Annotated in this window: 28 protein-coding genes; 18 read left to right on the top strand and 10 right to left on the bottom strand. The window is 62.7% G+C overall.

Going from position 1 to position 24,374, the window contains the following annotated elements; translation table 11 throughout:
* The first annotated feature begins 2 nt into the window (after window positions 1-2).
* From LDN82_RS21600 to LDN82_RS21590, 3 genes are all read left to right on the top strand, one after another.
* Entirely contained in the window at window positions 3-689 is a 687-nt protein-coding gene (locus LDN82_RS21600; protein ID WP_224092916.1) for a 3-oxoacid CoA-transferase subunit A, read from the top strand.
* Between the two features lie 2 nt (window positions 690-691).
* A complete protein-coding gene (locus tag LDN82_RS21595) occupies window positions 692-1,360 on the top strand; it encodes a 3-oxoacid CoA-transferase subunit B (protein ID WP_224092918.1) in 669 nt (222 codons plus the stop codon).
* 145 nt (window positions 1,361-1,505) lie between these two features.
* Window positions 1,506-2,309 (top strand): IclR family transcriptional regulator C-terminal domain-containing protein, encoded by an 804-nt coding sequence (locus LDN82_RS21590; RefSeq protein ID WP_224165809.1) that lies wholly within the window; start codon window positions 1,506-1,508, stop codon window positions 2,307-2,309.
* A 22-nt stretch (window positions 2,310-2,331) separates the two neighbouring features.
* Here the strand turns inward: LDN82_RS21590 and LDN82_RS21585 are convergent, their stop codons facing one another.
* Both LDN82_RS21585 and LDN82_RS21580 read right to left on the bottom strand, forming a co-directional pair.
* Window positions 2,332-2,676 carry a DUF1801 domain-containing protein gene (locus tag LDN82_RS21585; RefSeq protein WP_224165808.1) on the bottom strand — a complete coding sequence of 115 codons (345 nt, stop codon included), beginning with the start codon at window positions 2,674-2,676 and terminating at the stop codon, window positions 2,332-2,334.
* A gap of 40 nt (window positions 2,677-2,716) precedes the next feature.
* Window positions 2,717-3,115, bottom strand: a complete 399-nt coding sequence (locus LDN82_RS21580) for a RidA family protein (RefSeq protein ID WP_224165807.1) — start codon at window positions 3,113-3,115, stop codon at window positions 2,717-2,719.
* 134 nt (window positions 3,116-3,249) lie between these two features.
* Here LDN82_RS21580 and LDN82_RS21575 point away from each other — a divergent pair, with 134 nt between their 5' ends.
* The 8 genes from LDN82_RS21575 to LDN82_RS21540 all read left to right on the top strand — a co-directional run bounded on the left by LDN82_RS21575 (window position 3,250) and on the right by LDN82_RS21540 (window position 12,548).
* Window positions 3,250-4,107 carry a fumarylacetoacetate hydrolase family protein gene (locus LDN82_RS21575; RefSeq protein ID WP_224165806.1) on the top strand — a complete coding sequence of 286 codons (858 nt, stop codon included), beginning with the start codon at window positions 3,250-3,252 and terminating at the stop codon, window positions 4,105-4,107.
* Window positions 4,108-4,152: 45 nt separating this feature from the next.
* A complete protein-coding gene (locus LDN82_RS21570) occupies window positions 4,153-4,635 on the top strand; it encodes a cupin domain-containing protein (RefSeq protein WP_224165805.1) in 483 nt (160 codons plus the stop codon).
* A gap of 5 nt (window positions 4,636-4,640) precedes the next feature.
* Window positions 4,641-5,507, top strand: coding sequence for an acyl-CoA thioesterase domain-containing protein (locus tag LDN82_RS21565; protein WP_224165804.1), 867 nt, complete (start codon window positions 4,641-4,643; stop codon window positions 5,505-5,507).
* A gap of 59 nt (window positions 5,508-5,566) precedes the next feature.
* On the top strand, window positions 5,567-7,246 hold the full coding sequence (locus LDN82_RS21560; protein WP_224165803.1) for an AMP-binding protein: 1,680 nt from the start codon (window positions 5,567-5,569) through the stop codon (window positions 7,244-7,246).
* A 14-nt stretch (window positions 7,247-7,260) separates the two neighbouring features.
* Entirely contained in the window at window positions 7,261-9,651 is a 2,391-nt protein-coding gene (locus tag LDN82_RS21555; RefSeq protein WP_224165802.1) for a bifunctional salicylyl-CoA 5-hydroxylase/oxidoreductase, read from the top strand.
* A gap of 2 nt (window positions 9,652-9,653) precedes the next feature.
* Window positions 9,654-11,033 (top strand): MFS transporter, encoded by a 1,380-nt coding sequence (locus LDN82_RS21550; RefSeq protein WP_224092937.1) that lies wholly within the window; start codon window positions 9,654-9,656, stop codon window positions 11,031-11,033.
* Window positions 11,034-11,040: 7 nt separating this feature from the next.
* Window positions 11,041-11,532, top strand: coding sequence for an acyl-CoA thioesterase (locus tag LDN82_RS21545; RefSeq protein WP_224092939.1), 492 nt, complete (start codon window positions 11,041-11,043; stop codon window positions 11,530-11,532).
* An 80-nt stretch (window positions 11,533-11,612) separates the two neighbouring features.
* Window positions 11,613-12,548 (top strand): PaaX family transcriptional regulator C-terminal domain-containing protein, encoded by a 936-nt coding sequence (locus LDN82_RS21540; protein ID WP_224165801.1) that lies wholly within the window; start codon window positions 11,613-11,615, stop codon window positions 12,546-12,548.
* A gap of 32 nt (window positions 12,549-12,580) precedes the next feature.
* On the opposite strand, the gene LDN82_RS21535 is transcribed toward LDN82_RS21540, so the two are convergent.
* Together LDN82_RS21535 and LDN82_RS21530 are read right to left on the bottom strand one after the other, a co-directional pair.
* Window positions 12,581-13,363 carry a VOC family protein gene (locus LDN82_RS21535; protein ID WP_224165800.1) on the bottom strand — a complete coding sequence of 261 codons (783 nt, stop codon included), beginning with the start codon at window positions 13,361-13,363 and terminating at the stop codon, window positions 12,581-12,583.
* A 259-nt stretch (window positions 13,364-13,622) separates the two neighbouring features.
* Window positions 13,623-14,264, bottom strand: a complete 642-nt coding sequence (locus tag LDN82_RS21530; protein WP_224165799.1) for an NAD(P)-binding domain-containing protein — start codon at window positions 14,262-14,264, stop codon at window positions 13,623-13,625.
* 104 nt (window positions 14,265-14,368) lie between these two features.
* On the opposite strand from LDN82_RS21530, the gene LDN82_RS21525 reads away from it, so the two are divergent.
* Window positions 14,369-15,076: an HAD family hydrolase gene (locus tag LDN82_RS21525; RefSeq protein WP_224165798.1), complete on the top strand. Its 708-nt coding sequence runs from the start codon at window positions 14,369-14,371 to the stop codon at window positions 15,074-15,076.
* A gap of 71 nt (window positions 15,077-15,147) precedes the next feature.
* Window positions 15,148-15,360: a DUF4177 domain-containing protein gene (locus LDN82_RS21520; RefSeq protein ID WP_224165797.1), complete on the top strand. Its 213-nt coding sequence runs from the start codon at window positions 15,148-15,150 to the stop codon at window positions 15,358-15,360.
* A 173-nt stretch (window positions 15,361-15,533) separates the two neighbouring features.
* Here LDN82_RS21520 and LDN82_RS21515 read toward each other — a convergent pair whose 3' ends face one another.
* Together LDN82_RS21515 and LDN82_RS21510 are read right to left on the bottom strand one after the other, a co-directional pair.
* Window positions 15,534-15,926: a hypothetical protein gene (locus LDN82_RS21515; protein WP_224165796.1), complete on the bottom strand. Its 393-nt coding sequence runs from the start codon at window positions 15,924-15,926 to the stop codon at window positions 15,534-15,536.
* A gap of 68 nt (window positions 15,927-15,994) precedes the next feature.
* Window positions 15,995-16,606, bottom strand: a complete 612-nt coding sequence (locus LDN82_RS21510; protein WP_216927281.1) for an NADPH-dependent FMN reductase — start codon at window positions 16,604-16,606, stop codon at window positions 15,995-15,997.
* 184 nt (window positions 16,607-16,790) lie between these two features.
* Here LDN82_RS21510 and LDN82_RS21505 point away from each other — a divergent pair, with 184 nt between their 5' ends.
* From LDN82_RS21505 to LDN82_RS21485, 5 genes are all read left to right on the top strand, one after another.
* Window positions 16,791-17,999, top strand: coding sequence for a Re/Si-specific NAD(P)(+) transhydrogenase subunit alpha (locus LDN82_RS21505; protein WP_224165795.1), 1,209 nt, complete (start codon window positions 16,791-16,793; stop codon window positions 17,997-17,999).
* Window positions 17,999-18,334 (top strand): NAD(P) transhydrogenase subunit alpha, encoded by a 336-nt coding sequence (locus LDN82_RS21500; RefSeq protein ID WP_224092964.1) that lies wholly within the window; start codon window positions 17,999-18,001, stop codon window positions 18,332-18,334. Before LDN82_RS21505 ends, LDN82_RS21500 begins: the two co-directional genes overlap by 1 nt.
* Complete coding sequence (locus LDN82_RS21495) at window positions 18,331-19,704, top strand: NAD(P)(+) transhydrogenase (Re/Si-specific) subunit beta (protein WP_224165794.1); 1,374 nt, start codon at window positions 18,331-18,333, stop codon at window positions 19,702-19,704. The genes LDN82_RS21500 and LDN82_RS21495 overlap by 4 nt, the downstream gene beginning before the upstream one ends.
* Window positions 19,705-19,842: 138 nt before the next feature.
* The gene (locus LDN82_RS21490) at window positions 19,843-20,085 is read left to right on the top strand and encodes a hypothetical protein (protein ID WP_224165793.1); all 243 of its coding nucleotides are present in this window, start codon (window positions 19,843-19,845) and stop codon (window positions 20,083-20,085) included.
* Between the two features lie 119 nt (window positions 20,086-20,204).
* On the top strand, window positions 20,205-20,552 hold the full coding sequence (locus LDN82_RS21485) for a hypothetical protein (protein WP_224092974.1): 348 nt from the start codon (window positions 20,205-20,207) through the stop codon (window positions 20,550-20,552).
* Between the two features lie 20 nt (window positions 20,553-20,572).
* Here the strand turns inward: LDN82_RS21485 and LDN82_RS21480 are convergent, their stop codons facing one another.
* The 4 genes from LDN82_RS21480 to LDN82_RS21465 are packed head-to-tail and all read right to left on the bottom strand — an operon-like array spanning window position 20,573 to window position 24,272.
* Window positions 20,573-21,301 carry an aspartate/glutamate racemase family protein gene (locus LDN82_RS21480; RefSeq protein ID WP_224165792.1) on the bottom strand — a complete coding sequence of 243 codons (729 nt, stop codon included), beginning with the start codon at window positions 21,299-21,301 and terminating at the stop codon, window positions 20,573-20,575.
* An 8-nt stretch (window positions 21,302-21,309) separates the two neighbouring features.
* Entirely contained in the window at window positions 21,310-22,749 is a 1,440-nt protein-coding gene (locus LDN82_RS21475) for an amidohydrolase family protein (protein WP_224165791.1), read from the bottom strand.
* Window positions 22,750-22,776: 27 nt separating this feature from the next.
* Entirely contained in the window at window positions 22,777-23,592 is an 816-nt protein-coding gene (locus LDN82_RS21470; protein WP_224165790.1) for an aspartate/glutamate racemase family protein, read from the bottom strand.
* On the bottom strand, window positions 23,589-24,272 hold the full coding sequence (locus LDN82_RS21465; protein WP_224165789.1) for a GntR family transcriptional regulator: 684 nt from the start codon (window positions 24,270-24,272) through the stop codon (window positions 23,589-23,591). The genes LDN82_RS21470 and LDN82_RS21465 overlap by 4 nt, the downstream gene beginning before the upstream one ends.
* Between the last annotated feature and the right edge of the window lie 102 nt (window positions 24,273-24,374).

Below are 24,374 nucleotides of genomic sequence, written 5' to 3'. Positions count from 1 at the left end.
TCATGCTGAAATTTATTGACACTGTTGGTGAAGCTGTCGCCGGCATCAAGGACGGTTCCACGGTGATGATCGGCGGCTTCGGCAACGCCGGCCAGCCGTTCGAACTGATCGACGCCCTGATGGACTGCGGCGCGAAGGACCTCACCGTGGTCAATAACAACGCCGGCCAGGGTGACCAAGGCCTGGCGTTGCTGATCAAGGAAGGCCGGGTCCGTAAGATGATCTGCTCCTTCCCGCGGCAGTCCGATTCCTGGCACTTCGATGCCAAGTTCCATGCCGGCGAGATTGAGCTGGAACTGGTCCCGCAGGGGAACCTGGCCGAGCGCATCCGTGCCGCGGGCGCTGGGATTGGCGGGTTCTTCACACCCACCGGCTACGGCACCACGTTGGCCGAGGGCAAGGAAACGCGACTGCTGAATGGAAAGTGGCAGGTGTTCGAAACGCCGATCCACGCCGACGTCGCACTGATCAAGGCACTCAAGGCGGACGGCAAGGGCAACCTCGTGTATCGCAAGACTGCCCGTAACTTCGGCCCCATCATGGCTGCCGCTGCCAAGCACACCATTGTGCAGGTCTCGGAGATTGTGCCGACCGGGTCTTTGGATCCGGAGAACGTGGTGACGCCGGGGATTTACGTCAACAGTGTGGTCCGCGTCGATTCTGCCGATTCAAACAAGAAGGTGGCCTGATCATGAGCACCCAAACAAGCATCCAGACGTCCGAGAAGCCGCTGGGACGTGACGAGCTCGCCCAGCTGGTGGCACGTGACATCGCGCCTGGTTCGTTCGTGAATCTTGGCATCGGCCAGCCGACGCTCGTGTCCAACTACCTCACCGAGGAACAGAACATCACCCTCCACACCGAGAACGGGATGCTCGGCATGGGTCCGGTCGCCGTTGGGGATGACGTCGATGGTGACTTGATCAACGCAGGCAAGATCCCCGTCACGGAGCTGCCCGGAGCCTCGTACTTCCATCACGCCGATTCGTTCGCGATCATGCGCGGCGGTCACTTGGACATCTGTGTCCTCGGCGCTTTCCAGGTATCCGCCACCGGCGACCTCGCCAACTGGCACACGGGCGCCCCGGACGCGATCCCCGCCGTGGGCGGGGCGATGGATCTGGCCACGGGCGCCAAGGACGTCTTCGTCATGATGACTTTGTTGACGCGCGAGGGCGTGTCCAAGCTCGTGGAACAGTGCACCTACCCGTTGACCGGCGTGGGCTGCGTGACCCGCGTGTACACCGACAAGGCCGTCTTCCTCACGGGGCCCGATGGTGTGACAGTCCGCGAGACGTTCGGGTGCACGTTCGAGGAAATCCAGGAATTGGTCCCGCTGCCCCTGAAGCCCGGCGCCTAAGACTCCCTCGGGTTGTGGGGCCCGCTCTGCTTGGTATTGCCCTGGCAGGGCCCACATCGCCCGGGTTCCTTGGCCGAGCTTGCGAGGTTAGGGAGGCGGTGGGGATGCAGAGTAGGCCCCACAACGCCCCCTAGGATTGGTAACCATGAGCGAATCGGCAGTAACCCCGCAGGCCAGCGACCAGTACGTTCAGTCGTTGGCCCGGGGTCTGTCCGTGATCCGGGCGTTCGATGCGAACAATCCGGTCATGACCCTCAGCGAAGTCGCAGCCCGGACCGACCTCACCAGGGCAACCGCGCGGCGCTTCCTGCACACCCTTGTGGAGCTCGGGTATGTCCGCACCGACGGCAAAACCTTCGCACTCACGGCCAAGGTGCTGCAGCTCGGCTATTCGTACCTTTCGGCGCTCTCTCTGCCCCAGTTGGCGCAGCCACACTTGGAGGAACTGTCCCTGAAGCTGGGGGAGTCCACCTCCGCGGCCGTGCTGGACGGGCAGGACATCTTTTACGTGGCTCGCGTAGCCACAAAGCGCATCATGAACGTCGGCATCACCGTGGGCACACGTTTCCCGGCCTACGCAACTTCCATGGGCCGTGTGCTGCTCGCTGGTCTCCCACAGGCCAAGCTCGAGGCATACCTGGCCAGGGTCGAACTCAAGCCCATCACACCGCGAACCGTGGCCAATGCGACAGACTTGAGGGCCGCCGTCGAGCATGTCCGTGCGCAAGGCTGGTGCCTGCTCGATCAAGAGCTGGAAATCGGCCTGATGTCCATCGCGGCGCCGGTGTGGAACCACAACAATGGCGACAATGTTGCCGCTATCAACGTGTCCCTCCAGGCCCAGGCTGTCGCGGCGGAGCCGGACCCGGACAAGTATCTCGAGTCCGTGCGGCAGGAAGTCGTCGCAACGGCGAACGCGATCTCACAGGACGTTTCCGCGAAGCACTGACTCGGCCAGCGGGTCCCTCCGCCTACTTCCTGATCGCAGCCAGCCGCGTCTCAAGAATCCGCCGAACCATGGAGTCGGGAACAGGGTTGTCCGCAGAGAACCGCAATGTCCCCGGCGACCACGAGTAGCCTCCCAACTCCTCCGACATCTCCGGCAGGATCTGGCCGCTAAAAGGGTACAGGGCCAGATGGTTCTTGGTTTCGAGCACGCTCACGAAGCCCTTGCCGTCCACAAGCAAGGCAGGCATGCCGTAGCTGGTGCCTTCCTCGGCGTCGGGCGCGAGTTCCCGGGCGATGTCAACGATCCGCTCCAGCATCTGCCGGTTGTCTTCGCTGACGCTGGCCAAGTATTCGGTGACGGTTCCCATGGTGACATCCTCCGTCACCGCAAGTGCAAGAGCCAGAGATTTAGCCCTCAGGAATAACTGCGATGCCCTGGATTTCGATCATGGCTTCTTTCTGCCACAGCCGGGTGACGCCGATGCCAGCCATCGCCGGGTACTGTGTGCCAGCCATTTCACGCCAGATCCGTCCGATCTCGCGGCCGTTCGCGATGTAGTCGTCTACATCGGTCAGGTAGATCGTCACGTTGACCAGGTCCTCGGGCTGTCCGCCAGCCTCGCGCAGCGTGGTGAGGACGTTGGAGAACGCCTGCGTGAACTGCTCCACGATGCCGCCCGGCACGATGTTCATGTTCTTGTCCAAGGCAGTCTGTCCACCCAGGAACACCGTGTTGCCGGCAAGTATGCCGTGCGCAAAGCCGGATGGCTTGGGAAGCGACTCCGGGTTGATTGTTTTGTGGCTCATGCTGTTCCTCCTTGTTGTGGCAACTGCAAAAACTTTTGAAATGCCTCTGTGCAGATCATTTCTGCCGTGCTACGTTGAGCATATGTGACGATCGTAAAAAAGTCGACACATTGAATCCCGAAGGAGCAGAACCCATGAAACTTGCCACCTTGCGCACCTCCGGCGGAAGTACGACGGCGGCACTCGCCGCGGGCGTCGACACGTACCTTGCGTTGCCGGCCATCGACGTCGGCGCGCTCCTGGCCCAGCCGGAATGGCGGTTGATCGCCGAGAAGGCAGCGGAAGCAGGGCAGCCCGTCATCGCAGCAACTGAAGCCGACTTTGCCCCGCTCCTGCCCCGTGCCGGAAAAGTCATCTGCTGCGGACTGAACTACGGGGACCACATCCAGGAAATGGGCCGCGAACTTCCTGAGTACCCCACCCTTTTCGCCAAATATGCTGACACCCTGATCGGAGCTGCGGACGTCGTAGAAGTCCACGGCAGCGGTCGCGTGGACTGGGAAGCCGAGCTCGCCGTCGTCGTGGGTTCTGAACTGTTCCGTGCTGACGAAGATCAGGCCCGGAAGGCGATTGCCGGTTACACGGTTGCCAACGACGTCTCCATGCGTGACTGGCAGAACCGCACGCTGCAGTGGTTCCAAGGCAAGGCCTTCGACGCAACCACACCAGTGGGGCCGGTGATGCTGACTGCGGACGAGGCCAGCGACAGCTTCGAAGTCCGCGGCTACGTCAATGGTGAACTCGTACAGCAGGGCAATACCAGCACCCTGGTGTTCGGCCCCGCGAAGCTCCTTTCGTACATTTCCCAGTTCACCACCCTGCGCCCCGGCGACCTCGTCCTCACAGGAACGCCCGGGGGAGTCGGGATGGGCATGACCCCGCCTCGCTTCCTGAACGACGGCGACGTCCTCGCAACCGAAATCGACGGCATCGGCCGCTTGGAAAACCAGTTCCGGATCCACGCGCCGGCGCCAGTCCCCGCCAACGCCTAAAACCCCCTGCCAACGCCTAAGACCCACCGCCAAAAGGAGAACCCCATGAGCCAGACCACCACCGAATACCGCCTTGAAGGCGACAACTCCATCTATGCCGGCGCTAACGGCAAGGTCGTCCCCGTAGTGACCCGCGCGGGTGAAGAAGACACCAACACCGCCCAGTCCGGGGATTGCATCCGCGTCTCCGGAGTAAGCATCCAGCACACTCCGGCAACCAAGATCTGGTTCGGCCAGGTTTCCAACACCCCCGGGTACCGCTCCCTGCCCCATCACCACGGCGAAGCCGAAACCGGCGGCTACGTGCTCCGCGGCCACGGCCGTATCTACTTCGGCGACAACTACTCAGAGTTCATCGACATGAAGGCCGGGGATTGGGTGTTCGTTCCGCCGTTCATGCCGCACGTCGAAGCAAACATGTCCGTCACCGAAGAGCTCGTGTGGCTGACCGCCCGCACCCCGGAGAACCTCGTGGTCAACCTCGAGGACGTCCCGGACGAAACCCTCGCTGACTACCGCCGGGCATAACCACCATGATCACTGGAACCTTGACCTCGGAGACCTTCCTCAGGGCTGTGGACCTCACCCCAACAGAGGCCCGGGTTTTCGACGAAGCCTATGAAGCGACCACCCAATACGTGCCGTGGCCCAAAGCCTACGGCGGCGACATGGTGGCCCAGGCGGCAGCGGCCATGATGCTTTCCGTGGATAGTGACAGGCAGCTCCACTCGATGCACAGCTACTTCATGAGACCCGTGGACATCGGTGCGCATGTTCGCTATGAAGTGGAACGTTTGCGTGACGGTCGCGGCTACTCCACCCGTAATGTCCGCGGTTTCCAGAATGGCAAGCCTGTATATGCCGCGATGGGTTCGTTCCAGGTTCCCGAAGATGGTCCGGACTTCCAGCCGGAGGCTCCTGCCGCCGTCGAGCCTGAATCGCTGCGCTCCGCAGCGGAAGCGCTGGACGGGACAGAAGGCCCAGCCGCAGACTATTGGTCTACAGGCCGTAGTTTTGACATGCGGCATATTCCGGGACCGGTATACATTGAGCTTGAGGGTGGATCCATGCCTCAGCAGGCAATTTGGGTCAAGGCTTTCGACAGCCTCCCCGACGACGCCAACCTGCACCGTACTGCCCTTGCCTACGTTTGCGACTACACGATCCTGGAGCCGCTACTCCGGATCAACGGACTTAACTGGTCCAGTCCCAGGCTCACCACCGCCAGCCTTGACCACTCCATGTGGTTCCACCGCGATGGCCGCGCCGACGACTGGGTCCTCTATGCACAAGAGGCCATATCAGGCCAAAGCAACAGGGGCCTGGCGATGGGCCGCTTCTTCGACCGGCAAGGAAGGCTCCTCGCCACAGTCGCCCAAGAAGGCATGATCCGCGCCTGAACAGTCTTACCCCCAACACCATCCCCAGCTTCACTGATGCACCACTGAAAGGAACGGCCATGAGCATGACGCCATCGGCCCACGTGGACACGTTCACCCGCGACCACCTGCCGCCCGCCGACACTTGGCCGGCGCTCGAATTTACCCTTCCCGAACTCCACTACCCGGAGCGGCTGAACGCAGCCGCCGTACTGATCGACAACGCCGTCGAGACGTACGGCCCGGACCGGCCAGCGCTCCGTACCCCGGATGGCACGGTTTGGACCTACGGCGAATTGCAAAAGCACTCCAACCAGGTTGCCCAGGTCCTTACCGAAGACCTCGGCGTGGAGCCCGGAAACCGTGTGCTGCTTCGCGGTCCGAATAATCCGTGGCTGGTTGCTGCCTGGCTGGGCGTTCTTAAGGCGGGCGCCGTGGTGGTCACCACGATGCCCATGCTGCGTTCCAGCGAAGTAGCCACGTTGATCCAGCTCACCAAGCCCGTGGTCGCAATTTCCGATCACCGCTTCGTGGATGAGCTCGCGACGGCGGCAGGAGAGGATGTGACCGTCCTCAGCTACGGAGGACCCGACGACGGCGACCTCACCGTCCGTTGCGAAGGCAAGAGCGGGGAGTTCACGGCTGTGGACACGGCTGCGGACGACGTAGCCCTGCTGGGGCCGACGTCCGGGACGACGGGTGTGCCCAAGGTGACCATGCATTTCCATCGGGACGTCCTGGCGAATGCGGACACTTTTGCCCGCCACATCCTGCAGCCCACCGCTGATGATGTCTTCGCCGGTTCCCCGCCGCTTGCTTTCACGTTCGGGCTTGGCGGATTGGTGATCTTCCCGCTGCGGTTTGGCGCGTCGTCGCTTTTGACGGAGAAAGCCGGGCCTGTGGAACTGGCCGAGCATGCTTCGGCTGCAGGGGCCACCATCCTTTTCACGGCTCCTACTGCCTACCGGGCGATCCTGAAGGAAAAGCGCGGAGACTTGCTCCGTGGCCTCCGCGTTGCCGTTTCGGCGGGCGAACACTTGTCCAAGGAGACCTGGCAAGCGGTCCGTGAAGCGACCGGCCTGAAGCTGGTCAATGGAATCGGCGCCACAGAGTTGCTTCATGTGTTCATTTCCGCTGCCGGGGACGATATTCGTCCAGGTACTACAGGCAAGGCCGTGCCGGGGTTCCGCGCCACCATTCTTGATCAAGACGGCGAGGAGCTCGGCCCTGGCCAGTCCGGCCGTCTGGCCGTGATTGGGCCGACGGGTTGCCGCTACCTGGACGACGCACGCCAAGCGAATTACGTCGTGAATGGCTGGAATGTCACGGGCGACACGTTCTCGATGGATGAGGACGGGTACTTCACGTACCAGGCCCGCTCCGACAACATGATCGTTTCCTCCGGCTACAACATCGGCGCGCCCGAGGTGGAAACGGCCATCGACCAGCACCCGGACGTGGTGGAGAACGCGGTGATCGGCCGCCCTGATCCTGAGCGCGGGAGCATTGTGTGCGCGTTTATCGTCCTGCGCGAGGGCGTCATTGGCGACGCCGCGAAGCGTAAGGAAATCCAGGACTTCGTAAAGCAGACCATCGCCCCGTACAAGTACCCGCGCGATATCCGCTTCGTCACCGAGCTGCCGAGGAATCCCAGCGGCAAACTCCAGCATTTCAAGCTCCGCGATGGCCTCCTCAACGAGAGCGCCACAGGCGAAGCACAAACCCAACAACTTACCCCCGCCGGCCAAAGCCAGGCTTGAGAAGGAGCATAAGCATGAAGATCGCAATTGTTGGAGGCGGCCCGGGTGGGTTGTACTTCGCAGCACTGATGAAGCAGCTGGATGCCTCGCACGAGATCACCTTGTGGGAGCGGAATGCTGCCAGTGACACGTTTGGTTTCGGTGTGGTGTTTTCCGATGAAACCCTCGGCGGGATCGGGAACGCGGACCCGGTAGTCGCGGAGTACATGAGCCGGCGGTTTGCGCGGTGGTCCGATATTGACATCCATTTCCGTGGCGAGGTGGTCACGGTGGGCGGGCAGGGCTTCGCGGCAATGAGCCGGAAGGAGTTGCTGGAGTTGCTGCAGCGCCGCTGCATCGAACTGGGCGTTGATGTCCGGTTCTCCACGCTGGCCCCGGCCATCGAGGACCTGGAGGCGAACTATGACCTGGTGCTCGCCGCTGATGGTGTGAATTCCCAAATCCGCGCCCAGTATGCGGACGCGTTCGGCCCGGACCTGGACCCGCGGACCAACAAGTTCATGTGGCTGGGCACGGACCAGGTGTTCGAGGCGTTCAAGTTCTTCGTCAAGGAAACCGAGTTCGGTGTCATGCAGATCCATGGCTACCCGTACTCCGATGAGGGTTCGACGTTCATCGTGGAAATGCACCAGGACGTATGGCAAGCGGCGGGGTTCGACGAGACCGCCAACGAGGTCTTCCCTCCCGGAGTTTCGGATGAGAAGGCGATCGCGAAGATCCGCGGGATTTTCGCCGAGGAACTGGACGGCTACGAGGTCCTGTCGAACAACTCCAAGTGGATCAACTTCACCACGGTGCGGAACCAGAGCTGGCGCAAGGGCAACGTGGTCCTGCTCGGCGACGCCGCGCACACCGCGCACTTCTCCATCGGCTCGGGCACGAAACTGGCCATGGAAGATTCCCTCGCCCTGGCCGCGTGCCTGCATGAACACCCGGATGTGGATTCCGCCCTGGCCGCGTACGAGGCCGAGCGCCGTCCCGTGGTCGCCTCAACGCAGCGCGCCGCGCAGGCTTCGCTGGAGTGGTTCGAACGGATCGGCCAGTACAAGGACCAGGACCCCACCCGGTTCGCGTTCAACCTGCTCACGCGCAGCCGCCGCATCACTCAGGAAAACCTGCGCCTGCGCGACCCCGAATTCGCCGACGCCGTGGACCGCAACTTCGCTGAATCCCAGGGCCTGTCCCAGGTAGCGCCGGCGATGTTCCAGCCCTTCCTCATCGGGGAACTGGAACTGAAGAACCGCATCGTCGTTTCGCCCATGGACATGTACTCCGCCACCGACGGGATCCCGGGGGACTTCCACAAAGTCCACCTCGGCTCCAAAGCCCTTGGCGGTGCGGGCCTGGTCATGACCGAGATGGTCTGCGTGTCCGAAACCGGGCGTATCACCCCCGGCTGCAGCGGCCTCTACACCGATGAGCAACGCGACAGCTGGAAGGAAATCGTGGACTTCGTCCACACCCGTTCCACCGCCAAGATCGGCGCGCAGCTGGGCCACTCCGGCCGAAAGGGCTCCACCAAGCTCATGTGGGAAGGCATCGACCAGCCCCTCGAGACCGGCAACTGGCAGGCCGTTGGTCCGTCCGCCGTGCCCTACGGCCCGGAAAACCAGACCCCGGCGGAGCTGGACCGCGCAGGCATGGACGCCATCCGGGATGAGTTCGTCGCCGCCACGATCCGCGCTCGTGAGGCAGGCTTTGACCTCCTGGAAATCCACGCCGCGCACGGCTACCTGCTCTCTTCCTTCCTCTCCCCGGTCTCGAACAAACGCACCGACGAGTACGGTGGCAGCCTTCAGAACCGGCTGCGGTTCCCATTGGAAGTATTCGACGCCGTCCGCGCGGCCTGGCCCGCCCACAAGCCGGTCACGGTGCGGATCTCCGCGACGGACTGGATCGAAGGCGGCAACACCTCCGACGATTCGGTCGAGATCGCCAAGGCCTTTGTGGAGCACGGCGCTGCCGGGCTGGACGTTTCCACCGGCCAGGTAGCCAAGGAAGAGAAGCCCGCGTTCGGGCGCAGCTACCAGACCCCGTTCGCGGACCGCATCCGCCAGGAAGTCGCCGCCCCTGCCGGGGTGGCCGTGATCGCCGTCGGAGCGATTTCCAGCTACGACGACGTGAACTCCATCCTCCTGGCAGGACGCGCGGACCTCATCGCCTTGGGCCGAACCCACCTGTACGACCCCCAATGGACCCTGCACGCCGCCGCTGAACAGGAATACCATGGCCCCGGTGCCGCATGGATCCCGCAATTCCGCGCCGGCCGCCGCAAGCCCCCCAGCACACGCACCGACGCCGTCCGCCCCCGGTTGTCCCTCCTCCGCGAACCCGACACCGAAGAAACAACCAACCACCTCCGCTGGACACCCGCGTCCGCTACTGCGTCTGCGCTGGTGAAGTAGCCATGGCCGCCGCACCGGTCAATGACTGGAACGTGCCCAAGCGCACCACCGGGTTGGTGCTGATTTGTTGCTGGCTCGCCATCCTCGCCGAGGGCTATGACGTCGGCGTTCTGGGGGCAGTGCTTCCGGCGCTGGCCGAGTACAAGGAATGGAACCTCAGCCCGCTGGCCCTCGGCGGCCTCGGATCATATGCCTTGATCGGCATGCTTATCGGAGCCCTGTTCATCGGGACCCTGAGCGACCTCGTAGGCCGCAAGAAGATGCTGTTGGCGTCCATGGTGATCTTCACCCTCACGCAGGCAGGTGCGGCCTGGGCTCCGACGCCCGAGCTGTTTGGATTCTTCAGGCTCATCGGCGGACTCGGTATGGGCGGTGTCATCCCCGTGGCCGCAGCCCTGACCATCGAGTACTCAGCTCCCAACAGGCGTTCCTACAACTATGGCCTCATGTATTCCGGCTACTCGCTGGGCATCGTTGCGGCCGCGCTTGCTGCAATGTTCGTGCTGCCGGTTGGTGGCTGGCGGGCCGTGATTGCTATTGGTGCCGCGCCGGTTGTCCTGCTGCCGATCATTTGGAAGTTCCTCCCGGAGTCCTTGGAGTACCTCGAGTCCAAGGGACGCAAGAAGGAAGCGAAGACCTTGGCTGCCAAGCTGGAGATCGTCGACTACCGGCCGGTTGCAACTGTCGCGCAGCCCGCTTCACACACCGCCGATCCGTGGTGGAAGACCATCACCACCATGTTCTCCAGGAAATACCTGCGGTCCACGGTGTTCTTCTGGGTTTCCCTGTTCTGCGGCCTGGTACTCGTCTACGGGCTCAACACCTGGCTGCCGAGCATCATGAAGAAGGCCGGCTACGATTTGGGTTCATCCCTGACATTCCTGTTGGTCTTCAGCCTGGCCTCGGCCATCGGCGGCCTGCTCCTGGGCCGCGCGGCAGACAAATACGGCAAGAAGCTCATCCTGGTGGTGTTCTACATCCTGGGCGGCCTGGGCATCATGCTCCTGGTCTTCCCCAACACCATGGTGGTAAACCTGCTGTTCGTAGCATTTGCCGGCGTTGGCTCGATCTCCACGTCCCTGGTCCTGACCGGTTACATCGCCGACTACTACCCGGCCAAAGTTCGCGGTACGGCTACGGGTTGGGCCCTCAGCTTTGCCCGCCTCGGCGCAATCTCCGGACCCTTGATCGGCGGCTGGATCGCAGGTTCCAAGCTTCCCTTCGAAGCCAACTTCGCCATCTTCGCCGGTATCGCAGTGGTGGCCGCGGCCGCCGTCGCAATGATTCCGAAGCCACAACCCGAGGTGACCGTTGTTACGTCCAAGGCGGGAGCCGGCGTCGCGGATCCGGACGACGAGACCGCAGCAGTCAGCCCCCGCTAGGAGAACCATGGACGCGTTTCCTGAAGCGAGCGTTGAGCGGATGGTCGAGTGGGTGGACACCGACGCCTCCGGCCACCAACACAATTCGGCCATCCTCCGATGGGTGGAAGCTGCCGAGGCGGAGCTGTTCCGCTCCTTGGAACTGCCCGACTACTTTCCCAACGCTCCTCGCGTCCAGCAGGTGATCAACTACAAGGCCAAGCTCTGGTTCGGCCAGCGCGTCACCGCCACGGTGAAAATCCACGCGCTCGGCCGGGCCTCGCTCACCATGGCCTTCGAGGTCCGGGGCCACCCGCTTGAAGATACGGCCAGCGGAATGCCCGACGGCGGAACCCACCAAGGTGCGTCGTCTCAGGTTGGGTCGCCTCAAGGTGCGTCGTCGGAGGGCAGCGAGGTGGCAGCCTTCGGGACGGTAACCACGGTGCACGTCCCCAACGGCACAACGGCGTCCCAGCCTTGGCCGGAACATTTCGTGCGGGCTGTGCGGTCTGCCGCATAGCATCCCGCCGGATGACTTTGAGGCCCATGTTGAAGCTCAACATGGGCCTTAAAGTCATCTGTGTTATCTATGGCGCACCTATGATGAACATGACTGGCGCCTCACCATGGCGCGGAAATGAGGGTCCTTCAATGTTCGCCGTCCCGGCACCCCCGGTGCGCCATCAGCAACTCCTGGTCACCATCTTCGGTCTTTATGGCCGGAATGCTGGTGATGCGTTGCCGGTCTCCGCGCTGGTTTCGATGCTCGGTACGCTCGGCTATGACGCGCCGGGTGTGAGATCGTCCGTTTCCAGGCTCAAGGCAAAAGGTGTCCTGAAGAGCGTCCGGGAGGGCGGCATTGCCAAGTACAAGATCGCCGAATCGGTGAGCGATGTTTTCCGTGAAGGTGATCGGCGGATCTTCGCCCCGGAACAGCCAGCTCCCGTGGATACGTGGGTGCTCGCCGTGTTCTCTGTGCCCGAGTCGATGCGGAACCGCCGGCACCAGCTGAGGTCCGCTTTGTCCAGCCTGGGATTTGGGTCCGTGGCGTCCGGGGTATGGATCGCTCCGGCGCACAAGCTGGAGCAGGCCCGCGAACGCCTGACTGCCGGCGGGCTGATCGAATTCGTAGACCTCTTCCGCAGCGACTACGTTTTCGATGGCCCCATGCGGCCCAAGATCTCCGAATGGTGGGATCTCAAGGAACTCGATGAACAATTCACGGAGTTCCTTGAGATCTACCGGGGCGCGGAGCAGCAGTGGGTTGACCTGGTGGGCACCGACCCTGCGGCGGCCCTGGCTGATTCCACGGCCGAGGTGCGACGCGACGCTTTCCGTTACTACATCCCGATGCTCACCTTGTGGCGCAAGTTCCCTTACCGGGACCCCAACCTCCCGGCGGACTACCTCCCGCCCGAATGGCATGGGCCGGAAGTCCGCCGGACCTTCCAGGCGGTGCACCGTCTCGCGGCGCCGCTCGCAGCGGCACACGCCCAAGAGGTCATCAGCGAAGCTTTGGACGCTGTCCTGACGTAGCCGTTGGGTTGGGCATAGTCCTTACTCCGGGCCTAGTCCTTGGTCCGGGGTGCGTCGATGATGCCAAAGATTTCTCCCTGCGGTGCCTGCAGGATAGCCATCCGCCCCATGGGGCTGTTCGTGAGGGGCATCAACGCCGAAGCGCCGAGTTCCAAGGCTGTTGCGGCAGTTCGATCGACGTGGTCGCTGGCAAACCACGCCAACCAGTGGTTCGGGACGCCCTCGGCAATTTCGGTGTCGTGATGAATGCCGCCCACTTCGCGGCCATCGGATGGGCGTTTGACGGTTGCGTAAATGAATCCGTCCTGGTCGATGTCCGGGTGGGTGTAGCCAAAGACATCTGCATAGAAGGAGCGGGCCAGCGCGTAGTCGCGGGTGTGGAGTTCGTTCCAGCACAATGTGCCGTGCTCGTTGACCCGCTCTGCCCCGATATGGCTGCCTGCCTGCCAGATGCCAAAGGCCGCGCCGACACTGTCCGCAGCAATTGCCATGCGGCCGGAATCCATCACATCGAAGGGGGGAGCAATGAGTTGGCCGCCAGCCGCTCCTACCTCTTTAGCCGTGGTGTCTACGTTGTCCGATGCAAGATAGGTGGTCCAGACGGTCGGCATGTTGGAATCCTGTTTAGGGCCAAGTCCAGCAACTGCCTTTCCGTCGAGTTGGGCCAGCAGGTAGCCCCCTGCTTCCTCGTCGCCGGAGAGGTAATTCCAACCGAACAGTTCGGTATAGAAGGACGTCGCGGCAGGGAGATCGTCGACGCCCAGATCCACCCATGCGGGTGTTCCTGCAGGCCATTTCTCAGTTCGGGTAGACATAGCAACTCCTCAGGTTCGGGGCTTAATAGGCGCGACTGCCTCCCGGAATGCCCTATGCGCGGGGCCTCCTGGGAGGCAGCCACTCATCATGTGCGTCCAGCAGCCAATTCGTGATGCAAATCCCGGCCCAAATCCCGGCCTCAAATCGTGGCCGCCCTCATGGAGTGGCAGCACCCAGGCACCCCAGTACAAAGGAAGCGGCAGGCGTAAGCCGCCTGCCGCCGTCGTGCGTGTTCTGTTATCAGATGGTCCGCGCCTATCAGAGGGTGCGCGTTGCCTTGGCGAGGTTGTCACGAAGTTCGTCCGCGTTCTGACGGATGACGTAGGCGGGGCGGTCGCGCTCGACGCGCCAGCTGTCTTCGAGGGGCCCGATGTTGACGGTGTCGAAACCGAACTCGTCGTACAGCCTGGTCACGAGTTCGGCGGCTTCCGGGAAGTCACTGGCCGTGGCCAATGCCCGGCGGTTGGGAGTGCCGGCAGGGGTGCCGTCGGTGGTGATGTCTTTGGCGAAGATGTGGTTGAAACCCTTGGCTACCTTGGATGTGGGCAGGTGCTTCTGGAGCAGGCCTGACGTGGTGGCCTCGCCGTTATCGAGCGCGGGAATGCGACCATCGCGCTCCCAGTAATAGTTGTTGGTGTCGATGACGATTTTGCCTTCGAGCGGTTCTGCCGGGATGTCCTGATAGTTCTTCAAGGGAACAGTCACGACGGCGAAATCACCCGCCGCTGCTGCCTCAGCTGCCGTCGCGGCCCGGGCGCGCGGCCCGAGTTCTGTGACCAGTTCCGCAAGGGTTTCCGGCCCCCGTGAATTGCTGATCACGACGTCGTAGCCAAGTTCCACTGCCTTGCGTGCCACCTGGCTGCCAATGTGTCCTGCACCGATGATTCCGATTGTTGTCATAATCAGGCCAACAAGATGTTGCAGACGCGTATTTCCGGCGTTACGCAATATGTCGAAGTCAGAGGTGAGTTTCCGTGGATGGTAGTCATAAGTAGACTTACTAAATGTCTACTCCAGCCAACTCCAGTTCCAAGAAACGCGGTGTCCTCTTTGACGTCGATGGGACGTTGATCGACTCCAGCTACTTCCACGCGTTCGCCTGGTGGCAGGCGTTCAGGCGGGAAGGAATGGACATCCAGATCTCCAGCATTCATCGCTGCGTCGGAATGGGTGGCGACAAGCTGGTCCAGCACCTGGTTCCGGACTGTCCGGAAGATCTACTAAAGGAACTCAAATCCGCGCACGGGGCTGTGTTTTCGACGTTCTGGCCGTCACTGCGCGCCTTCGATTCCGCACGGGACCTTCTTGCCGCTTGCTCCGACTCCGGGCTGGCGGTTGGGCTGGCATCGTCAGCCCAAGAGCGCGACCTTGATGTCAGCAGGCGGCTCCTCGACGCCGGCGGATCCATCGACGCGTGGACCAGCTCCAATGACGCGGATGAAAGCAAGCCGGCCCCGGATATCCTCCTGGCGTGTTTGAAGAAGCTGGAACTCGAGCCAGCCGACGTCGTATTTGTTGGCGATGCAGTCTGGGATGTGAAGGCTGCGGCGGCAATTGGCGTTCCCGCTATTGCCCTGACCTGTGGTGGTATCAGCGAGGCAGAACTCCGCGACGCAGGCGCCGCGGAGGTCTACGACAATCCGCGGCACCTGCTGGAGAATCTGGAAAGCAGCGCCATTGGCAGGCTAACGACGGAGACAGTCCGCGGTTAGACGGCACCACGGCCGCCGCCGCGTTGAGTAGCATTGCCTCCAATTGACCAGCAACGGAAGGGAGCGGTGTCATGCAGCAGTATGTCGTCCTGCAAGTGATCCTCAAGGAGAAACTGTGGGGAACCGGTTCGGGCAATTTGACGTCCTTGGAGAAGGCCATCAACGATCAGGCCGCGAAGGGCTACCGGCTGCACACGATTACCACGGCGAGCAGCGGGAGCAAGGGGATGATCGGCGGCGGGGACCGCATCCAGACAACGATGGTGTTTGAGCGCGTGGGCTAGCCGACGGTATCACCAGCCTATGCTTTGAGCGCGCCCGGTATCCCGTTGAGGCGAAGGGTCGTCCCCGTGCGCAGATGTGGTAAGTCATCAGGTATCCATAGGAACAGAGGCAGGCCGCACTTGCTTCCCGCGCTAGACAGCGCGCCGGGCGCCCGGTCCCGTCTAAGCTTCGCCTAGAGCGGCTCGTCCCTCACTTCCTCATTCCGGCCGCGTCCTCGAACCGCCCAGATGATCAGCGCAATGACGATGATCGCAGCAACGGCGGCCAGGATCCACGGTGTCACGTCTGTGCGGGTTTGTTCCTGCGGGTCCGACTCGCCAGTCCCTGGGTTGGCAGGTCCGCTGGTTGCCGGGTTGGACGTGGTTTGCCCACCCGACGAAGGAGCCGGGTTTGTGGGTGTTGCCGTTGACGGGCCGGACGGGTTGCTCGGCGAGGCCGACGGTGTGGGGGTGGTGGCAGCCACGTGGCCTTGCAGAGCGGCTGCGTTTGCTGCTGCAGTGACGGACAACAGGGACCCGGTGAAGAGGGTCAGTGCCAGGGTTGCCAGGGCTAATCTACGAAGCATCGTTTCTCCTCTGGGAAAGGGCGTGTTCGCGAATCCTCGTACTAGTAAGCATACTGACCAATGAGGGGCTAGCGCGTGAGCTTGGCCGAATCCGGTTCCTGATCGCCGATATGGCCCGGAGCGTTGGCTGCCAGGACACGCTGGACGAACGCGCTGTATTCCGCCATATAGTGGCGCAGCAACCCTGCCGTGCCCTCGTCCTTAACCGAGCCGTCGTCGTCGTACGCGTCCGCGACGAAGCGGATGTAAGCCTCCGGCGCGTTCAGCTGGGGTGCGTCGAGGAAGCTGAGCACGCTGCGCATGGAGGACTGCATCACCGCGGTTCCGATGCCGCCCGGCGACGCTCCGATGATGCCGGTGGGCTTCCGGGCGAAGGAGTTGGTGCCCCACGGCCGGGATCCCCAGTCGATGGCGTTCTTCAAAGCGCCTGGAATGGAACGGTTGTACTCGGGGGAGACGAACAGGATGCCGTCCGACGCGGCGATCGCATCCTTCAATTCCCTGCCGGCAGGCGGAAAGTCGGAGTCGTAGTCGGAGCTGTACAACGGGAGGTCCCGGATGGCGATCTCATGGAACTCCAGTTCCGGAGGCGCCACGCTGATGAGGGCTTTGGAGAGGACTCGGTTGATAGATGTACTGGAGAGGCTTCCGACGAAATAGCCGATTTTGAATGTGTCCATGGCGGCGTTCCTTCCCGACGGCACGGCCGGAACCGGCTCGTCGACGGTGTGGAGGCTGGGTGCCCCAGCTTCCACCGACCCTAATGGACTTGTCCACATAGCGCACCCCCTACTCCCGTCCGGACCCTTGCGGCCATAGACTCGTGCCAACTGGTTCTGGAGAGTTCCCGAAGAGGGGTGGCGGGTGAAAGCAGGCATAGCGCGCGAGGCACTCGACGGTGAGCGCAGAGTGGCAGCCACGCCCGAAACGGTCAAGCAATTGACCGGGTTGGGCCTTGATGTTGAGATCGAGTCCGGGGCGGGGATCGCCTCCGGACATAGCGACGACGAATACCGGCAGGCCGGCGCTTCCGTTGTGCAGTCCTTGGATCTCGGATCCCTGGACGTTTACTGCCACGTGCGTCCCATGGAACCGTCGACGGCGGGAGCCCTCCGCCCTGGTTCGGTCACCGTCGGGTTGGGGGCGCCGTCGTCGGAGTTACCAACGGTGCGGGCGCTCGCCGCCGGTGGCATCACATCCTTTGCGCTGGAACTGGTTCCCCGGATCTCGCGGGCACAGTCCATGGACGCCCTCACCTCACAGGCATTGGTGGCCGGATACCGCTGCGTCCTCGAGGCCGCGACGCGTCTGCCACGGTTCTTCCCCTTGTACATGACCGCGGCCGGGACCATTCCGCCGGCCCGTGTCCTGGTGCTGGGTGCAGGTGTGGCCGGGCTCCAAGCGATCGGCACCGCCAAGAGGCTGGGCGCGCGGGTTTCGGCCAATGACATCCGTCCGGCGTCGGCGGACGAAGTGGCTTCCATGGGCGGGACATTCATCAAGCTGGACCTTGAAACCGCTGAAGCTTCAGGAGGGTATGCGCGTGAACTCAGCGCAGACAGGGGTGCTTTGCAGCGTGCGCTCTTGACCCCGCATGTGGCGCAGGCAGATGTCCTCATCACAACGGCCGCCGTTCCCGGTCGGCGCGCACCGCTGCTGGTGAGCCGTGAAATGGTCCAAGGGATGCGCCCCGGATCCGTCGTAGTAGATCTGGCGGCTGAGTCAGGCGGCAACGTGGAAGGCAGCATCCCGGGGCAGGACATCCACATCCCCACCGCTGATGGGCAAGGTGAAGTGACCTTGGTGGGGCTCAAGGACCCAGCATCCGCGATGCCCGCAGATGCCTCCCGTTTGTTCGCCAAGAACGTGGCCAACCTGATCGCTTTGATGACCAGGGAGGGAGTGGTGGCCCCCGACTTTGAGGACGAGGTTGTGGCGGGAACCTGCCTCACCCACGACGGCGAGGTGCGGCACGGGCCAACAGCTGAAGCACTCGCGGCGCTCGCGGGTGAGACCGGCCCCTTTGGAAGTGCCCACACAGCGGCCAACCCTGGCAGTGAAGGAGTGCATTGATGGATGGCATGAGTCTGCTCACGATCACCGTACTGGCAGTTTTCGTGGGCTTCGAGGTCGTCTCCAAAGTCTCCAGTACCCTCCATACACCCCTGATGTCCGGGGCAAATGCGATCCACGGAATCATTCTGGTGGGTGCCATTATCGTTGCGGGCCAGGCCTCTGATCCGTGGGTACTGGCAGTCGCCCTGCTGGCTGTAGTCCTGGCCACGGCCAACCTTGTGGGCGGATTCGTGGTGACGGACCGCATGCTGGAGATGTTCCGTGGGAAGCAACGGCCGTCGTCGTCAGTTGTCTCCTCCGGGGAACATGCGGGCAAGGAGCGCGGCCGGTGACTCTTCTGGATCCCACGTGGACGGCTCTCCTTTACCTCGCAGCGGCTGCTTGTTTCATCCTTGCTTTGAAGGGACTGAATTCCCCTCGGACTGCACGGCGCGGAAACCTCATCGGGGCATTCGGTGCTTTGTTGGCCGTGGTTACTGCGTTCGTCTCGGTGAAACTGGACAACGTTCCGTGGATCGTTGGGGCAATAGCCGTGGGATCGGTGGTGGCCGCACCTGTGGCGCGCCGCGTTCAGATGACACAGATGCCGCAACTCGTGGCCCTGTTCAACGGCGTGGGTGGCGGTGCGGCTGCGCTCGTGGCATTGCTGGAGCTCTCGCATACAGGTGATGCGTGGGTTCGCTTGGCCATTGTGTTCACGCTGCTGGTCGGAGCGGTTTCCTTTGCGGGTTCTGGCGTCACTTTTGCCAAACTGCAAGGGCTGATGACCACCCGGCCGGTGACGTTCCCGGGCCTGCCCGTCCTGATGGCCGTGGTGCTGCTGGCCGCAGTGGGCGCAGGGGTGGTGGTGATACTGGATGGTTCATTGCTGCTCGCGTTCGTGCTGCTGATCCTTGGTCTTGTTGCCGGTGTCCTGCTGGTGCTCCCGGTGGGCGGCGCCGATGTACCGATTGTCATCTCGCTGCTCAACGCTTTCACCGGATTGGCCGTTGCCGCGTCGGGGTTGGTGCTGGGTAACGTACTCCTGGTGGTTGCCGGAACCCTGGTTGGAGCGTCAGGCACCATCCTCACCCGGGCCATGGCTGCCGCAATGGGCCGAAGCGTTGCGGGAATCATGTTCGGTGCCTTCAAGGGTGGCTCCACGGCTGGGTCCACTGCCGTGAGTGAGCGCCCGGTCAGGTCCTCCAGCCCGGAAGATGTTGCGGTGCTGCTCGGCTATGCCCAGCGGGTGATCATCGTTCCGGGGTACGGCTTGGCTGTTGCGCAAGGCCAGCACACAGCCGCTGAATTGGCCTTGGCTTTGGAAGCACGCGGGACTGAGGTTGACTTCGCCATCCATCCGGTGGCCGGACGCATGCCCGGGCACATGAACGTCCTTCTTGCCGAGGCCAACGTGCCCTATGAATCGCTGAAGGAAATGAGCGACATCAATCCGGAGTTCAAGACCGCGGACGTTGCCCTAGTGGTGGGTGCCAATGACGTCGTGAACCCCGCAGCCAAGACCACCTCAGGTTCGCCGATCTACGGAATGCCCATCCTGGAAGTAGCTGAGGCCCGGCAGGTGGTATTCCTCAAGCGTTCCATGCGTCCAGGATTCGCCGGCATCGAAAACGAACTTCTCTACGAACCTCAGACCACTTTGCTTTTCGGCGACGCGAAGGATTCGTTGACCAAGGTGTTGGGCGCCGTGAAGGCGCTCTAGGAGGATTGGTCCCCTAAATTCGGCACCGATATTCGCGTCATATCCGGGTTTGCAGAGCCACATCTTTTGTACACAAGTCTGCCCAGAAGGCGACTGCGGAAAGATGAATGGCTAGGAGTCAGCGATTTGCAAGACGACATGAAGGATTCGACGCCCGATTCGCGCTTCGACAAACCACAAAGCAAGAGGGTGACTGATTGGAGGCCACTCGTTGGCCAGGATGTGCAGATCTGGCGTGGCAACAAGATCGTGGACCAAGGCCGGGTGGAGGCCGTGACTGCCGACGGCAAAGTTCTATGGCTCAAACAACTTGGAGCAATCGAACGTCGGTTGGTCATGAAGGAACCCGGAACAGGGCTCCGGGTACGGCTCATCCCTTGAACGCAATCCTTGGAGTGCGCGGGGCCCTGGCTCTTCCCGGCCATCCGCCGTCGTCCTAAGCTGAACCGTACGAGTTACCCAACCCATGCCGAACCGCCACATCGAAGCGAGGTTGCGCCATGACCGTGAAACTCAACAAGAAAGCCTTCGACAACGCGAAGCACCTGATCCGTGACGGCAAGATCGTCAAGGACGTCCGGGATGACTGGAGCGAGCACGCCCCGTCCACCAAGGACGAGAATGAGTTCCTGGAGAAGAACGGCCAAGCCGAGTATTCCAAGTGGTACCTCGGCGTGGACGACGATCATCCGGCTGACCAAAAGGGCCACTACAAATTTCCCTTCGGCGACTTCAAGAAGATCCACAGATGTGCGGTCATCTCTGCCGAGAGCCGTGCGGCGCAGAACGACTATGACGACATCCGGGATGCGCTCGGCAAGCTGCTCGAACGCATCGATGAGGAATGAGCCGTGACGGGCAAGCTCATCTACTCAGCCAGCAAGCGCCCCCATTTGGCGTCGAGCAGCGGTGCGCCAGCGAGTTTGAGTGCATGCCAGAGAGTCACTGCCACAGAATCGAGCACCGGAACGCCGGTCCGGGCCTCCACCTCGGCCGTGATGTTGGCTCCGTAAAGATTCGTGCACAGGTATACCAAGGCGTCCGGGTGGGCGGCGGCCAGCTCAAGGGAACCCGGTAGCATCTCCTCATCCGTGACCCGGCCAAAGGATTCGTTATCAGTCAGGTCGAGGTGCCGGTGATCGATCGTCTTGATGCCTTCCTTGGCATAGGACGCGATCACGGCCTCATTCACGTCTGCCGTATAGGGGGTGAACAATCCGATTCGTTCGGTGCCAAAAGTAGAAAACGCGTCCAAGTAGGCGAGCGTGGACGTGGTGGCCGGTATGCCTGTGGCGTCGGTGATCTCACTGGCCAAGGCATGGTCGTGGGAAGCTCCAAGCCAGGATCCGGAGGTGCCGTTCCAAGCAATGACGTCCACATTCGCCGTGGCCAGCAACTCGGCGGCGGCACGCATTACAGAGGAATCGAATTGCTTGTCCGAGGAGTCGTCGAGGGCGATTCGCGTGACCGGTATGCGGGTTGAATGGATGGTTATATCCTGGCGATCGCCCAGAATCCGGTATGTCTGCGGCTCAAGGCAGGTGTTGGAGGAGGGCACGATCATGCCGATGCGGATGGGGCGGTTGTGTGAAGGCATGCTTGCTCCTAGGCGCTGAGGGATTCGGCAGAGGGAAGGACGGGAACAGAGAGGGCGTCGCGGTGTTCAGCGAACCCGTTCCGGGCGACGAAACGGCCGACTGCGCCAGGATCGTGGAAACCGTCCTCGTCGAGGACCACTCGCCCGGAAGAGACCACGACGGCGGGCCAGCCGTTCAGCGTCTTCCCTTCGAAAGGCGAGAAATCAGTCCCCATGTGCAGCGCACCGCCGTCGACGGTTTGCTGTGTGGCGGGATCGAAGATCACGAGGTCGGCGTCGAAGCCTTCCACGATGGCGCCCTTCCGCGGCACGGCGTTGATCCGTGCGGGGCCGGCGGAGAAGACCTCAACGAACTCCTCCACAGAGCCGCCCGACTCAGTGACCAATGCCGTGAACGTCACGGGCATGCGCGTCTCGACGCCAGGGAGGCCGTGCAGCATGTAGCGGACGTCGTCCGTGCGCTCGCGTTTTTGCGAGAGATCGTAGCAGGAGTGGTCCGAGGAAACAGTATGGATGGCCCCGGCTGCGAGGCGTTCCTTGAGTGCGGCCACCGTTTCGGCGCTCCGCATCGGCGGACAGCAGGCGTACCACTCGGGGAATTTTGAACCGTAGACGGTGTCATCCAGGGTCAGGTAGTGCGGGCACGTCTCGGAGTACGCCTCCTGGCCGTGCTCGCGGGCTTCGGTGACCAGATCCACGGCGCCCGGAGTGGACTGATGGACGAAGTAGACGGGCGCTCCGGTGTACTCGGCCATCGCCAGGGTTTCCTTGACCGAGATCTCCTCGGCAAGCTCAGGCCGGGTACGGTGCAGGTGTTCGATGCCGATGCGGCCATCCGCGACGTGCTGGTCAGTGCAATCGGTGATGATGGGATCGTGCTCTGCATGGATGTACGTGAGGCCATCCAAGCGCACCATTTCGCGCATGACCTTCAGGATGGTGTCGCCGTCGGCCATGGTTGAACCGCGGTTGGTGGTGTACATCTTCACGGACCGGACGCCCTCGGCAGCAAGCTGCTCAAGCTGCCACGGGACCGTCTCATCCCATGCGACAACCGAGCCGTGCAGGGCAACATCGCAGCGCGACTCGGCGGCCAGGCGCTTCTTGTTCAGCACAGCTTCCAGCGGTGTCTCCTGGGCATCGCGGGGGATGCCGAAGTCGATGATCGTGGTGGTGCCACCCCACAGCGCAGCCGTTGATGTGGTCCGGTAGTCATCCAGGGTGCGGAATCGGCCCGTCACTTGGGCAACATGGCAGTGGCCATCGATGCCACCGGGAATGACCAGCTGGCCGTGCGCTTCAATGGTGCGGGCAGCCGCGGGAATGGGTTCGGTGGCGTCAATGAGCTGGACGATGCGTCCGCTGTCCACTACGACGTGGGCCGCCTGCCGGCCGAAACTGTTGACCACGGTGCCGTTGGCAATGACGAGATCGGGGAAATGGGACATCGTTGTCCTCCTTGTTCTTGGGAAGCGTTAGAGAGTGGGGGACGAGGAAAGGTGCGCCGACTGTGCGACGGTCAGGGCGGCGTCGAGGTTTTCGGAGAGACCCTGACGGCGCTTGACCGGTGGCGCGGCGAACGAGCCGCCGCGATGTGCCCCCGACTTCAACGCGACCACGGCCTCCGTCATGCGGATGCCGGCCGAGATGCCGTCCACCACGGGCACTGGAATCTGGCCTTCGAGCTCGCGGGCAAGTCCTGCTAGCGGCGCACCTGCAAGGATCACGACGTCGGCACCGTCCTCTGCGACCGCCTGCCGGCTAAGTGCCAGGAGCGTTTCCTTGAAGTCGGCCTGCACGGATCCGATCGAATTGAGGCTCTGGTTGATGGATCGGATGGAGGCGAGACGGCCGCCGAAACCGAACCGCTCCACGCAGTCGAGGTACCAGGCCTGGATACGGTCCGAGATGGCGATGATGGAGAAACGCTGGCCCTGGAGTGCTGCCGCGCAGAGTGCGGCTTCGGTGATCCCGATGACCGGTACGTCCACCAGTTCCTTCAGGGCGGGCATGCCGGGATCCCCGAAGGCAGCCACAACGACGCCGTCCACAGCGGCACCGCCGCGTTCACGCCCAAGGCTGGCTCCGCCGTCGTGCGCGTATTCGGCGATCAGCTCGGCAACAGCGCCAGCAGCGATCAGCGATTCGAAGCGGGTTTCGATATATTCGACGCCGTGCCCGGCGGTCCGCACGATCAGTTCGGTATCCGGTCCTGCCGAACGCAGGGCCTCGGCCTCGATCAGTGCCGTGACATCGTCACTGATGTTGGGGTTGATGACCAGGAGTTTCATGATCTTTTCCGTTGCAGCTTGGGCTCAGTGTGGCTGGAATCGTCAGGGAACTGCTCGCGGTACTTGCCGATGTGCGACGCCGACTGGGTAGCGGCGCGGTCAGGATCGCCACTGGCGATCGCGGCGTAGAGGTCGCGGTGTTCCTGGATGAGTTCCGGGAGGTCGCTGACGTGGCGGAACAGCCAGTGCATGCGTCCCTGGAGTGGTTCCAGCGCGGAGCGGAGAAAGTCGTTGTTGGCGATGGCCGTGATGGCATCGTGGAAATCGCTGTTGGCGCGGTGGGCTTCCAGGATGGAGCCTTTGGCCAGGCAGCGGTCGGCCTCATCCAGCAGTCCGGCGAGGTGTTCAAGATTCGCGGCGGTAGCGCGCTTGGCTGCCAAGCGGCAGGCAAGGACTTCCAAGGATTGACGGACGTCGAAGAGGTCCTCCACGTCCTTGGCGCTCAAGCCGCTGACCTCGGAACCGCGGCCGGCGCGGTCCCGGATCAGCCCTTCTTGCCTCAGCATGCGGAGTGCTTCGCGGATGGGCAGTCGGGAGACGTTGAATTCGGCGGCGAGGTCGCGCTCCACCAGCCTGGTGCCGGGCGCATAGTGCCCCTCAAAAATCCTTGAACGGAGCGTGTCACGCACTGACTCCCGGAGGGGGCGGTCAGTGATGTTCGTGTCTTCTGCGGCTAGCATTTCCAGCTCCATTTCGTGATGTGTGAGGCGGTGCGCCCGGCGACCAGGCGGGCTTCCGGCCATCCGGCGGTTCAGTACCGTCCGGCCGGCCCGGTCAGGCGA

Origin of the sequence: Arthrobacter sp. StoSoilA2 (assembly GCF_019977195.1) — a bacterium.
In the GTDB taxonomy this organism is placed as follows: Bacteria; Actinomycetota; Actinomycetes; order Actinomycetales; family Micrococcaceae; genus Arthrobacter.
Note: the sequence above shows the minus strand (reverse complement) of the source record. Positions and strands in the feature narration are given on the sequence as shown.

What these genes read in the sequence shown, in the direction of transcription:
- LDN82_RS21465 (WP_224165789.1), bottom strand. Translation starts at nt 24,272, where the DNA reads ATGCTAGCCGCAGAAGACACGAACATCACTGACCGCCCCCTCCGGGAG.
- LDN82_RS21500 (WP_224092964.1), top strand. Translation starts at nt 17,999, where the DNA reads ATGGATGGCATGAGTCTGCTCACGATCACCGTACTGGCAGTTTTCGTG.
- LDN82_RS21555 (WP_224165802.1), top strand. Translation starts at nt 7,261, where the DNA reads ATGAAGATCGCAATTGTTGGAGGCGGCCCGGGTGGGTTGTACTTCGCA.
- LDN82_RS21560 (WP_224165803.1), top strand. Translation starts at nt 5,567, where the DNA reads ATGAGCATGACGCCATCGGCCCACGTGGACACGTTCACCCGCGACCAC.
- LDN82_RS21595 (WP_224092918.1), top strand. Translation starts at nt 692, where the DNA reads ATGAGCACCCAAACAAGCATCCAGACGTCCGAGAAGCCGCTGGGACGT.
- LDN82_RS21485 (WP_224092974.1), top strand. Translation starts at nt 20,205, where the DNA reads ATGACCGTGAAACTCAACAAGAAAGCCTTCGACAACGCGAAGCACCTG.
- LDN82_RS21490 (WP_224165793.1), top strand. Translation starts at nt 19,843, where the DNA reads ATGAAGGATTCGACGCCCGATTCGCGCTTCGACAAACCACAAAGCAAG.
- LDN82_RS21515 (WP_224165796.1), bottom strand. Translation starts at nt 15,926, where the DNA reads ATGCTTCGTAGATTAGCCCTGGCAACCCTGGCACTGACCCTCTTCACC.
- LDN82_RS21520 (WP_224165797.1), top strand. Translation starts at nt 15,148, where the DNA reads ATGCAGCAGTATGTCGTCCTGCAAGTGATCCTCAAGGAGAAACTGTGG.
- LDN82_RS21475 (WP_224165791.1), bottom strand. Translation starts at nt 22,749, where the DNA reads ATGTCCCATTTCCCCGATCTCGTCATTGCCAACGGCACCGTGGTCAAC.
- LDN82_RS21575 (WP_224165806.1), top strand. Translation starts at nt 3,250, where the DNA reads ATGAAACTTGCCACCTTGCGCACCTCCGGCGGAAGTACGACGGCGGCA.
- LDN82_RS21535 (WP_224165800.1), bottom strand. Translation starts at nt 13,363, where the DNA reads ATGTCTACCCGAACTGAGAAATGGCCTGCAGGAACACCCGCATGGGTG.
- LDN82_RS21545 (WP_224092939.1), top strand. Translation starts at nt 11,041, where the DNA reads ATGGACGCGTTTCCTGAAGCGAGCGTTGAGCGGATGGTCGAGTGGGTG.
- LDN82_RS21565 (WP_224165804.1), top strand. Translation starts at nt 4,641, where the DNA reads ATGATCACTGGAACCTTGACCTCGGAGACCTTCCTCAGGGCTGTGGAC.
- LDN82_RS21470 (WP_224165790.1), bottom strand. Translation starts at nt 23,592, where the DNA reads ATGAAACTCCTGGTCATCAACCCCAACATCAGTGACGATGTCACGGCA.
- LDN82_RS21540 (WP_224165801.1), top strand. Translation starts at nt 11,613, where the DNA reads ATGATGAACATGACTGGCGCCTCACCATGGCGCGGAAATGAGGGTCCT.
- LDN82_RS21530 (WP_224165799.1), bottom strand. Translation starts at nt 14,264, where the DNA reads ATGACAACAATCGGAATCATCGGTGCAGGACACATTGGCAGCCAGGTG.
- LDN82_RS21580 (WP_224165807.1), bottom strand. Translation starts at nt 3,115, where the DNA reads ATGAGCCACAAAACAATCAACCCGGAGTCGCTTCCCAAGCCATCCGGC.
- LDN82_RS21525 (WP_224165798.1), top strand. Translation starts at nt 14,369, where the DNA reads ATGTCTACTCCAGCCAACTCCAGTTCCAAGAAACGCGGTGTCCTCTTT.
- LDN82_RS21590 (WP_224165809.1), top strand. Translation starts at nt 1,506, where the DNA reads ATGAGCGAATCGGCAGTAACCCCGCAGGCCAGCGACCAGTACGTTCAG.
- LDN82_RS21510 (WP_216927281.1), bottom strand. Translation starts at nt 16,606, where the DNA reads ATGGACACATTCAAAATCGGCTATTTCGTCGGAAGCCTCTCCAGTACA.
- LDN82_RS21570 (WP_224165805.1), top strand. Translation starts at nt 4,153, where the DNA reads ATGAGCCAGACCACCACCGAATACCGCCTTGAAGGCGACAACTCCATC.
- LDN82_RS21585 (WP_224165808.1), bottom strand. Translation starts at nt 2,676, where the DNA reads ATGGGAACCGTCACCGAATACTTGGCCAGCGTCAGCGAAGACAACCGG.
- LDN82_RS21600 (WP_224092916.1), top strand. Translation starts at nt 3, where the DNA reads ATGCTGAAATTTATTGACACTGTTGGTGAAGCTGTCGCCGGCATCAAG.
- LDN82_RS21480 (WP_224165792.1), bottom strand. Translation starts at nt 21,301, where the DNA reads ATGCCTTCACACAACCGCCCCATCCGCATCGGCATGATCGTGCCCTCC.
- LDN82_RS21550 (WP_224092937.1), top strand. Translation starts at nt 9,654, where the DNA reads ATGGCCGCCGCACCGGTCAATGACTGGAACGTGCCCAAGCGCACCACC.